Origin of the sequence: Escherichia albertii NBRC 107761 = DSM 17582 (assembly GCF_000759775.1) — a bacterium.
Lineage (GTDB): Bacteria > Pseudomonadota > Gammaproteobacteria > Enterobacterales > Enterobacteriaceae > Escherichia > Escherichia albertii.
On record NZ_BBMY01000154.1, the window covers coordinates 1 to 10,387 of the forward strand.

11 protein-coding genes, 1 tRNA gene and 2 pseudogenes are annotated in these 10,387 nt (G+C 45.2%); 7 read left to right on the forward strand and 7 right to left on the reverse strand.

Going from position 1 to position 10,387, the window contains the following annotated elements; translation table 11 throughout:
* The 3 genes and pseudogenes from EA14781_RS20205 to ykfM form a co-directional block, all read left to right on the forward strand.
* Nucleotides 1-191: type VI secretion system tube protein Hcp (locus EA14781_RS20205; protein WP_042336130.1), on the forward strand; the 191-nt coding region annotated here is incomplete at its 5' end.
* A 33-nt stretch (nucleotides 192-224) separates the two neighbouring features.
* Complete coding sequence (locus tag EA14781_RS20210; protein WP_000908050.1) at nucleotides 225-1,145, forward strand: hypothetical protein; 921 nt, start codon at nucleotides 225-227, stop codon at nucleotides 1,143-1,145.
* 2 nt (nucleotides 1,146-1,147) lie between these two features.
* A pseudogene (gene ykfM / locus EA14781_RS20215) lies at nucleotides 1,148-1,614 on the forward strand (protein YkfM).
* 160 nt (nucleotides 1,615-1,774) lie between these two features.
* Here the strand turns inward: ykfM and EA14781_RS20220 are convergent.
* The 3 genes from EA14781_RS20220 to dnaQ all read right to left on the reverse strand — a co-directional run bounded on the left by EA14781_RS20220 (nucleotide 1,775) and on the right by dnaQ (nucleotide 3,815).
* Nucleotides 1,775-2,551, reverse strand: coding sequence for a lipoprotein YafT (locus tag EA14781_RS20220; protein ID WP_001086364.1), 777 nt, complete (start codon nucleotides 2,549-2,551; stop codon nucleotides 1,775-1,777).
* Nucleotides 2,552-2,874: 323 nt separating this feature from the next.
* Nucleotides 2,875-2,951 (reverse strand) — tRNA-Asp (locus EA14781_RS20225).
* A 132-nt stretch (nucleotides 2,952-3,083) separates the two neighbouring features.
* A complete protein-coding gene (gene dnaQ / locus EA14781_RS20230) occupies nucleotides 3,084-3,815 on the reverse strand; it encodes a DNA polymerase III subunit epsilon (protein WP_002430287.1) in 732 nt (243 codons plus the stop codon).
* Nucleotides 3,816-3,879: 64 nt separating this feature from the next.
* Between dnaQ and rnhA the strand changes: the two genes are divergently transcribed.
* Nucleotides 3,880-4,347, forward strand: coding sequence for a ribonuclease HI (rnhA, locus tag EA14781_RS20235; RefSeq protein ID WP_000917887.1), 468 nt, complete (start codon nucleotides 3,880-3,882; stop codon nucleotides 4,345-4,347).
* Here rnhA and EA14781_RS20240 read toward each other — a convergent pair.
* The gene (locus EA14781_RS20240) at nucleotides 4,344-5,066 is read right to left on the reverse strand and encodes a class I SAM-dependent methyltransferase (RefSeq protein WP_002430288.1); all 723 of its coding nucleotides are present in this window, start codon (nucleotides 5,064-5,066) and stop codon (nucleotides 4,344-4,346) included. The genes rnhA and EA14781_RS20240 overlap by 4 nt on opposite strands.
* A 33-nt stretch (nucleotides 5,067-5,099) precedes the next feature.
* Between EA14781_RS20240 and gloB the strand changes: the two genes are divergently transcribed.
* Both gloB and mltD read left to right on the forward strand, forming a co-directional pair.
* A complete protein-coding gene (gene gloB / locus EA14781_RS20245) occupies nucleotides 5,100-5,855 on the forward strand; it encodes a hydroxyacylglutathione hydrolase (RefSeq protein ID WP_001052760.1) in 756 nt (251 codons plus the stop codon).
* A 71-nt stretch (nucleotides 5,856-5,926) separates the two neighbouring features.
* Nucleotides 5,927-7,285 carry a murein transglycosylase D gene (gene mltD, locus EA14781_RS20250; protein WP_000644672.1) on the forward strand — a complete coding sequence of 453 codons (1,359 nt, stop codon included), beginning with the start codon at nucleotides 5,927-5,929 and terminating at the stop codon, nucleotides 7,283-7,285.
* A 47-nt stretch (nucleotides 7,286-7,332) separates the two neighbouring features.
* Here mltD and EA14781_RS25355 read toward each other — a convergent pair.
* Together EA14781_RS25355 and EA14781_RS20255 are read right to left on the reverse strand one after the other, a co-directional pair.
* A pseudogene (locus tag EA14781_RS25355) lies at nucleotides 7,333-7,426 on the reverse strand (SAM-dependent methyltransferase); the annotation flags it as partial.
* A 45-nt stretch (nucleotides 7,427-7,471) separates the two neighbouring features.
* The gene (locus EA14781_RS20255) at nucleotides 7,472-8,272 is read right to left on the reverse strand and encodes an endonuclease/exonuclease/phosphatase family protein (RefSeq protein ID WP_001230977.1); all 801 of its coding nucleotides are present in this window, start codon (nucleotides 8,270-8,272) and stop codon (nucleotides 7,472-7,474) included.
* Nucleotides 8,273-8,511: 239 nt separating this feature from the next.
* On the opposite strand from EA14781_RS20255, the gene yafC reads away from it, so the two are divergent.
* Nucleotides 8,512-9,426 carry a DNA-binding transcriptional regulator YafC gene (yafC, locus tag EA14781_RS20260; RefSeq protein WP_000648594.1) on the forward strand — a complete coding sequence of 305 codons (915 nt, stop codon included), beginning with the start codon at nucleotides 8,512-8,514 and terminating at the stop codon, nucleotides 9,424-9,426.
* On the opposite strand, the gene dkgB is transcribed toward yafC, so the two are convergent.
* Nucleotides 9,423-10,226, reverse strand: coding sequence for a 2,5-didehydrogluconate reductase DkgB (gene dkgB, locus EA14781_RS20265; RefSeq protein WP_000997008.1), 804 nt, complete (start codon nucleotides 10,224-10,226; stop codon nucleotides 9,423-9,425). The two genes, yafC and dkgB, sit on opposite strands and share 4 nt — an antisense overlap.
* Nucleotides 10,227-10,387: the final 161 nt, after the last annotated feature.

Consider the following 10,387-nt stretch of genomic DNA (forward strand, 5'->3'; position numbering starts at 1 on the left):
CCCAGCCTTACTATAAAATAAACCTGTCAAAAGCCAGAATATCAAGCATTGATTTTGTCATACCACATGCAGTCCTGGAAAAAGAACTGGAGCCACAGGAAAGAATTACATTTATTTATGAAACAATTTCATGGGAGCATACATTAGCCGGGACAAATGCAATGAGTAAATGGCAGGATCGTATACAGTAATAATATAATAATCTTCTATTGTGGAGAGATAAAATGGCTGGTTTAAGGAATAATAAAAACACACAGAATGCACAGTGGGCTGATTATGTGGGTGACATTCTTCGGGGGTCTCAACCGATAAACCAGCTAGTACCTCAGCACCCTTATCTTGACGATGTTCCTCTCATTGATGAGTTAAGGCGTCAGAACACTCATCATGTTATTCTCTTGACACTTGAAGTTGCAAAAAAAATACTCAACCCAATAACATCATTTGATTACATTCATTTTATCACTACACATCCTTCAGGTATAAAAGATACACTCGCCTGGTTATCTAACGCGGGTAAGTTAACGACTGGGCTTGATGAAAATGGGAAAATCATATTTAACCTTAATGCTTTAAAGCATACAAAAGCCAGTTATTTTGAAATACTTGGAGAGAAGTATATAAAAATCACAACATCCAGTCCCTGGCTTTTAGAAAAACTTGGTAAATATATTTTCTCTTCACGAGCACCTCAAGTCCTGGAACTCGCTGTTGGCTGGCGAGGATCTTTATCTGAATCAATAAAAGGAGTTAAGTTCTGTATTTGGTTTTCAGTAGCCTGGAGAACCATAGAATTTATTATGAGTTCTGAGCGGGATCTGGTTAATTTTCTTGGCGATATTTCTATGGATGTTGTTAAAGCAGTGATTGCAGGCGGTGTTGCAACCGCTATTGGAAGCCTGGCTTCTTTCGCCTGTCTTAGTTTTGGCTTTCCAGTAATTCTTGTAGGGGGAGCAATTTTACTGACAGGGATAGTGTGTACAGTTGTTTTAAATGAAATCGATACTCAATACCATTTATCAGAAAAATTAAAAGATGCGATTAGAGATGGACTAAAACGGCAACAGGAAATTGATAAATGGAAAAGGGAAAACATGACTCCATTTATGTATGTTCTTAACACTCCCCCGTGGTATAAGGATTAACTATGCGTTTACATGTTAAATTGAAAGACTTTCTTTCGATGTTTTTTATAGCCATATTATTTTTTCCTGCATTCAATGCATCTTTATTTTTTACTGGTGTTAACCATCTGTATTCAATAATAAAAGGCTGTACGGAAATATTTTACGACTGGAGAATGTTGATTCTATGCTTTGGTTTCATATCGTTTTCCTTTTTAAACATTCATGTGATTTTACTTACAATAATAAAATCATTCTTAATCAAAAAAACGAAAGTTATCAATTTCTCCACAGATATAACAATGCAGTTAACTCTTACTTTTTATTAATAGCTATCGCCATAGCACCTTTAATGGCCCCCTTTGTCACAGGATACGTCAATGCTCATTATCACCCCTGCAGTAATAACAAAGGAATTTTCCCTGGTGCAATCTATATTAAAAACGGCGTGGAATGTAATAATGAATATATTTCTCATCGGGATGATTAAGAACTTAAAATAGTTAACCATATTAAAATAAATAGTTTGAACTTAGAATTATATGTCCTTTCTTATTTGTGGTACTTCCTTTGTCAGGAAAAAATTCTTATACAAAGAATTTTGTATCATTCCATTGCCGCCAGAAGTTACTGGCGGCAGATATAATTTATTATTGATAGCGGTTAACCAAATCCTTTACCATTGCTTTATATGTCTTTTGCTTAAGTTGCATGATTTGCTGCTCTGTCACATTAGTCGTACTGGCTTCATTCTTGCTGGTCAGTGGTGGAAGCACTTTATATTCATAATTTACCGGCGACCAGGTAGCCCATTCGCCGGTTGCCACGTCCACCAGCGTGAATCGTACCAGATAGCGCAGCGATATCGTATCGGTCAGTTTTTCACTTTTGTAGTCGGACCACACAGTTAATTTCAGTGCAGGGTCGTATTTTCCGATCTGTAATGTATCCTGGTACACGATAATGGCTTTCTGATGTCCTTTTGCAGCGACATAACGCAGCGCCTGCATCCAGTTCATATTTTCAGCGGCTGCGATATCCTGGTTCTCATCTTTATTTTTACTACAAGTCGGTACTTTTTGTCTGTCTGGAATACCTGAAAATGTGGCGACAGTATAATATCTTCGCATCTCCTCCTGCATAATGGCTTCTGGCGCGCGACTACCTGATTGCACCAAAATCACAGGGGAGTTGAGCGGCACGCGAAATTGCTCTCCATCAAGCGCCGCCTGAATATCCTCCTCCGAAACCGCCAGCGTGGTTTCATTTCCAAAAAGATCTTTATCGGTCAGTTGCGAGCTTGAGTTTTTACTCATGTTTTTTTCAGTTGGAGTGTTTTTTTTCTTTGCATCAATAGGAGATTTTAAGGCACACCCCACAAGAAGTGAAAACATCACACATAAACAACAAACTACTTTGGAATTCATAACCGGACACTCCCTCGTCTGTATTAATTATCATAATATCCGATTCTGATTATATATCCCACCACAATCAGAACAAAAACAAAATAATATCAATTACAAATTCATATAATGAATATAAAAATAAAAAACATAGTATGGTAAATATATTTACCATGAATGAATTGATAATACCCGGGATACGAATGAATAGGGTTACACAAGCGATTAACGCACCAGCACCACAACTAAAAGAGATATCAGAAGGAGAGTGACAAAATTTAGACACAAAAGAGTCGCAAACTTAGAAAGTTGCGACTCTTTGAACTCATTATCATGAGAGAATTTGGCGGAACGGACGGGACTCGAACCCGCGACCCCCTGCGTGACAGGCAGGTATTCTAACCGACTGAACTACCGCTCCGCGTTGTGTTCCGTTGGGAACGGAGCGAATATTACGGATTACCTCGTCCTTCGTCAACGGTTTTTCTTATCTTTTGAATCGTTTGCTGCAAAAATCGCCCAACATACTATTTTTAGCGCCTTTTATGGATAATTATGCCCGCCAGAGGCAACTTCCGCCCTTCTTCTGCACCAAATCGAGGCGGGCTTCATGCGCTTCGAGCTCTTCATCTGTCGCAAAAACAATGCGTAACTTACTTGCCTGACGCACAATACGCTGAATTGTTACTTCACCTTGTTGCTGTTGCGTCTCACCTTCCATCGCAAAAGCCATCGACGTTTGACCACCGGTCATCGCCAGATAAACTTCGGCAAGGATCTGGGCATCGAGTAATGCCCCGTGCAGCGTTCGTTTACTGTTATCTATTTCGTAGCGAGCACATAACGCATCGAGGCTGTTGCGCTTACCGGGAAACATTTTCCTCGCTACCGCAAGGCTATCGGTAACCTTACAGAAGGTATTAGTCTTCGGAATATCACGCTTGAGCAGCGAAAACTCATAGTCCATAAAGCCAATATCGAACGCTGCGTTATGGATCACCAGCTCCGCGCCACGGATATAATCCATAAACTCATCAGCCACATCGGCAAACGTGGGCTTATCAAGCAAAAACTCATCGGCAATACCGTGTACGCCAAAGGCTTCCGGGTCCACCAGTCGATCGGGTTTCAGATATACATGGAAGTTATTGCCCGTCAGGCGACGGTTCACCACTTCAACGGCACCAATCTCAATAATCTTGTGGCCTTCATAGTGCGCGCCAATCTGGTTCATACCGGTGGTTTCGGTATCGAGAACGATCTGGCGTGTAATTGCAGTGCTCATAGCTGTCATTTATGTCAGACTTGTCGTTTTACAGTTCGATTCAATTACAGGAAGTCTACCAGAGATGCTTAAACAGGTAGAAATTTTCACCGATGGTTCGTGTCTGGGTAATCCAGGACCGGGAGGTTACGGTGCTATTTTACGCTATCGTGGACGCGAAAAAACTTTTAGCGCAGGCTACACCCGCACCACCAACAACCGTATGGAGTTGATGGCCGCTATTGTCGCGCTGGAAGCATTAAAAGAACATTGCGAAGTCATTTTGAGTACCGACAGCCAGTACGTCCGCCAGGGGATCACCCAGTGGATCCACAACTGGAAAAAACGTGGCTGGAAAACAGCAGATAAAAAACCGGTAAAAAATGTCGATCTCTGGCAACGTCTCGATGCCGCGTTGGGTCAGCATCAAATCAAATGGCAATGGGTTAAAGGCCATGCCGGACACCCGGAAAACGAACGCTGTGATGAACTGGCTCGTGCCGCGGCGATGAATCCCACGCGGGAAGATACAGGATATCAAGTCGAAGTTTAAGCCTGTGGTTTACGACATTGCCGGGTGGCGCCAACCGCCTGGCGGATCCGTGGTTTATTTTTACTTTGTTTCATCGGGTTGAGCGTCAGAGGAATAGTCCGTTTCCGGGCAACGATAAGTTGTAAGCAACCAAGCGCAGGAATATGCGTGCTCAACAGTTTTCCGCCGTGTTTGTTCCACGGGAGAACATGGAAACGACTGGCGTGTAACACTTCAAAATTCAACAAAGAGAGCCAGTCCAGTTGCCGCATCAGAGTAAACATCCGGCTGTTATAGGGCGATGTTTTTCGCAATACCGGCACAAGTTTGCGTAATCCCATTAAACTGATGGGATTGAAGCCGCTAATGACCAACCAGCCATCATCAATCAATACCCGATCGGCCTCACGCAATAAACGATGCGGATCGGTGCACCACGGCAATGTATGTGCCAGCAAACAAACATCGACGGATTTATCGGCAAAAGGAAGATGAAGTGGGTCCGCCTGCACCTGAACGGGTATTCCTTGCGCAGAAACATTCACTTGATGAGAAACCGCGCACGCTTCGCAATTGATTTCTGCGCTTAAATTACCAATCTTAAGCAGATGAAAACCATACATTTTAGTGAACCACGGGTTGAGCTGGCGCTCCAGCGCCTTGCGATAAAGCTCTCCCCAGGGCAAATCGCCCCAGCAATCGGGAGCCACGACAGTTTGAGAGACTCTTGCCGGTTTCATCACAACCTTCCGTTTCACACTGAGAGGTAATCTATGAATCTTAACAGTATTCCCGCCTTTGATGACAATTACATCTGGGTTTTGACTAATGAAGCAGGTCGTTGCCTGATTGTCGATCCCGGAGACGCAGAGCCAGTATTAAAGGCCATTGCCGCCAATAACTGGCAACCAGAGGCCATATTTCTCACCCACCATCACCACGATCACGTTGGCGGCGTGAAAAAACTGGTGGAAAAATTTCCGCAAATTGTGGTGTATGGTCCACAAGAGACACAAGATAAGGGAACAACGCTCGTAGTCAAAGATGGCGAAACTGCCCTCGTTTTGGGGCATGAATTTAGTGTAATTGCCACACCGGGTCACACTTTGGGACACATCTGTTACTTCACCAAACCTTATCTATTTTGCGGCGATACGCTGTTTTCTGGTGGCTGTGGTCGGTTATTCGAAGGAACACCGTCCCAAATGTATCAATCACTTAAAAAGTTAAGTGCGTTACCTGACGATACATTGGTATGTTGTGCTCATGAATATACGTTATCAAATATGAAGTTTGCCTTGAGTATTCTTCCGCACGATTTGTCCATAAATGATTATTATCGTAAAGTTAAGGAGTTACGGGCTAAAAATCAAATGACACTGCCCGTAATTCTGAAAAATGAGCGACAAATTAATGTTTTTTTAAGAACGGAAGATATTGATTTAATTAATGTAATTAACAAAGAAACATTATTGCAACACCCTGAAGAGCGTTTTGCCTGGTTAAGGTCAAAGAAAGATAGATTCTGATAAAACTTTCTTGTCATCGGCTTCGTTCGCCGCTATGATCGGTCGTCTTTTAAGCAACTATTGACACACACATGAAGGCAAAAGCGATATTACTCGCCTCTGTCCTGCTTGTAGGTTGCCAGGGTACCGGTAACGTTCAGCAGCATGCACAGAGCCTTTCTGCGGCTGGTCAAGGGGAAGCAGCAAAGTTTACAAGTCAGGCACGATGGATGGACGATGGGACGTCTATCGCGCCAGATGGTGACTTGTGGGCTTTCATAGGCGACGAGCTAAAGATGGGAATTCCGGAAAACGACCGGATTCGCGAACAAAAACAGAAATACTTACGCAATAAGAGCTATCTCCACGATGTAACTTTACGGGCAGAGCCGTATATGTACTGGATAGCCGGGCAAGTTAAAAAACGTAACATGCCTATGGAGCTGGTACTACTACCCATAGTGGAGAGCGCTTTTGATCCTCACGCGACGTCTGGCGCCAATGCCGCAGGTATCTGGCAGATCATTCCGAGCACGGGGCGCAATTATGGTTTGAAACAGACCCGCAATTATGACGCACGTCGCGATGTTGTTGCTTCAACAACAGCCGCACTGAACATGATGCAGCGTCTGAACAAGATGTTTGACGGCGACTGGCTTCTGACCGTAGCGGCTTATAACAGCGGCGAAGGTCGGGTCATGAAGGCAATCAAAACGAACAAAGCACGTGGCAAATCCACAGACTTCTGGTCGTTACCCTTGCCGCAGGAAACGAAGCAGTACGTGCCTAAAATGTTGGCATTGAGTGATATCCTCAAAAACAGCAAACGTTATGGCGTACGTCTGCCGACGACCGATGAAAGCCGCGCTCTGGCGCGTGTGCACCTGAGCAGCCCGGTTGAAATGGCGAAGGTTGCAGATATGGCGGGGATTTCCGTCAGCAAACTGAAGACATTCAACGCAGGCGTGAAAGGATCCACGTTGGGCGCAAGTGGTCCACAGTACGTGATGGTGCCAAAGAAGCATGCGGATCAACTACGTGAATCCCTGGCTTCAGGTGAAATTGCAGACGTACAGTCGACACTGGTTGCCGACAATACGCCGCTTAACAGCCGTGTTTACACCGTACGCTCTGGCGACACGCTTTCAAGTATCGCTTCACGTCTCGGCGTAAGCACCAGAAATTTGCAGCAGTGGAACAATCTGCGCGGTTCTAAGCTGAAACCAGGCCAAAGTCTGACAATTGGTGCTGGTGATAGCGCCCAACGGTTGGCAAACAACAGCGACAGTATCACGTATCGTGTGCGCAAAGGCGATTCGCTTTCAAGTATTGCTAAGCGTCATGGCGTGAACATCAAAGATGTGATGCGCTGGAACAACGATACTGCAAATTTGCAACCAGGCGATAAGTTGACGTTGTTTGTGAAAAACAACAACATGCCTGACTCCTGACAAACCAGATAACAAAAAGGCACCGATTCCCCCGGTGCCTTTTTCATTTACGCCGCTTTATGTGCTTCAACCATGATGATATCGCTGGTAAACGCGTATAGCATTCACTAATACGTCTGGCGTGTGCATTCTTGCGTCCCATAGGGCAGCGCCAAAGTTGGTCTGCCCAGGCAGACCAGACTTACCTTATTTATCAGGTTTGCCGGGACTGAATTCAACGAGTAGCGGATTGTGATCAGAAGCGCGAGTCACCAGTACAGAAGCTTCGCTGACGTTCAAACCTCGGTAGAAGACAAAATCGAGCGGGCGGCCAAATGCCCGACGGCGCTGGTCATCCGTAAAGCGTACCTGGCGCAGCGACATTTCCCGCGCAAAGCGATATAACGCGTTCATCCTTCTACGGCTCCAGGCATTGAAATCTCCCGCCATAATGACTGGGCCGCTGTGATGTGCAATCTGGTCTCCGATAGGAAGTAACTGCTTACTATAGACATCTACACCCAGACTGAAATTAACTGCATGAATATTTACTACCATCAATAGACGTGTGTCTGGCAATGGATAAACCGTCACCAACGCTGACTTCGCCAGACGCAATATAGGTTCACGCTCGCGTAATGGGCAACAATAAACAGGATGCGCCGCCGAAAGGGTCATTACGCCGGAAGGATGTTGTGGTAGCACGAAAGCTGGCACCTGATCGGCGGCAAGATAGTTAGCGGTCGCGAACTGCACCAACTCTGGCGTCGTCTGTGCTTCCTGTAATAAAACCAGGTGCGCATCTTTTCCGTAGTTCTTTAATACCGACAACCATTCAGCGCGTTGTTGTTTGTAGATGTTCCACACCAGGATCCGAATACGATCTTCTGTACTTAGTGGTTCACCGGGTGGTAATGCCTGTCCAATGCTCGCAAAAGACCCCGGAGGTAAAATCCTTTCCGCAGGTTGTCCAGCAACATAGCGCATGGCATAGGTGTTTTTTCGCACTTTAGACTTTGAAACCTCGATTACGTCAACCCTTCCGCACTCGGGAGGGCTCTACTGTTATAGGGATTTTAGCTCACTCTTTCAACGAACAACTGCATATTGTTTTGTAAGTGAACGCTTACATTGACAGGTTTTTACTCGCTCATAACGCTTATGAATCGGATGACATATCATCTATCTGAATGGTTTAATAACAAATAGATTCAAAATACCTCTAATATTTTGCGACAGGTGCAAAAATGAAAGCTACGTCGGAAGAACTCGCCATTTTTGTTTCGGTGGTTGAGAGCGGAAGTTTTAGCCGGGCGGCTGAACAATTAGGACAAGCGAACTCTGCGGTAAGCCGGGCGGTAAAAAAGCTTGAAATGAAACTTGGCGTCAGCTTGCTTAATCGCACCACGCGGCAACTCAGCCTGACGGAGGAAGGTGAACGTTATTTTCGTCGCGTACAGTCGATTTTACAGGAGATGGCGGCAGCAGAATCAGAAATTATGGAAACTCGTAATACGCCACGCGGGCTGTTGCGAATAGATGCCGCGACACCCGTGGTGCTACACTTCCTGATGCCGTTAATTAAGCCATTTCGTGAACGCTATCCGGAAGTGACTTTGTCGTTAGTCTCTTCCGAAACCATTATTAATCTGATTGAAAGAAAAGTGGATGTCGCGATTCGTGCTGGTACGTTGACAGACTCCAGTCTGCGAGCCAGGCCGTTGTTTACCAGCTATCGAAAAATTATCGCCTCCCCTGACTATATTGCCCGCTACGGGAAACCAGAAACTATCGACGATTTAAAGCAACATGTTTGCCTGGGATTCACTGAACCTGCTTCCCTCAATACCTGGCCGATAGCCTGTTGCGATGGGCAATTACATGAGGTGAAGTATGGTTTGTCATCCAATAGTGGGGAAACACTGAAACAACTTTGCTTGAGTGGCAACGGGATTGCGTGTTTGTCCGACTATATGATCGATAGAGAAATCGCTCGTGGCGAACTGGTAGAGTTAATGGCAGACAAAGTACTGCCGGTAGAAATGCCCTTCAGCGCCGTCTATTACAGCGACCGTGCGGTAAGTACGCGCATCCGGGCTTTTATCGATTTCCTTAGCGAGCATGTAAAAACAGCTCCCGGAGGAGCTGTCAGAGAGGCTTAATCCCATTCAGGAGCCAGACCTTCCGGGCTTACCAGGCGGTCGTTGCAATCCAGTGCGGCGATCGCTTTTTTATCTTCAGCATCAAGCTGTAAATTAACTGCCTGCAGGTTGCTCGCCAGGTTTTCACGTTTAGTAGAAGAAGGAATTACTGAGTAACCTTCCCCCATAGCCCACGCCAGAATCACTTGTGCCGGAGTCGCATTGTGTTTCGCTGCGATACGAGCAATAACCTCATCGTTCAGCGCTTTACCATAAGCCAGCGTCATATAGGAAGTAATATGGATGCCGTGCTGCTTAGCCCAATCGACCACTTTACGGTTTTGCAGATAAGGAGAGAGTTCAATCTGGTTGGTGGCGATGTTTTCAGCGCCAACAGCAGCAATCGCTTTCGCCATCAACGGGATCGTGAAGTTGGAAATACCGATCTCACGCGTCAGCCCTTGTTTTTTCGCTTCCAGTAGCGCCTGCATAAACTCTTCAACGGAGACTTCATCGTTTGGTGATGGCCAGTGGATTAGCGTCAGATCAACATAATCGGTACGCAATTTTTGCAGACTCTCTTTCAGACTCGGGATTAGTTTGTCTTTAGTGAGGTTTTCAATCCAGATTTTAGTAGTGATGTAGAGTTCATTACGTGGCACGCCGCTTTCTGCAACCGCCTGACCTACTGCTGCTTCGTTATCATAGATTTGTGCGGTATCAATTGCGCGATAGCCAAGCTCAAGCGCCGTTTTCACTGATGCAATAACAACGTCGTCTTTGAGACGGAAAGTACCTAAACCAAATGCAGGGATAGCCATAATATGCCTCTTTTAATGCAATGTTCGTTAACTGAGACGATTATGGGCTTCAGACTGTTGCGGAAAAAGAGCGTAAAACGCAGAGGATTTTTGCGGTTTTGGCAATAATAGAAATACAGACGAAAAAAAACCTCGAGCATTAACTCGAGGCTTCTTAATAA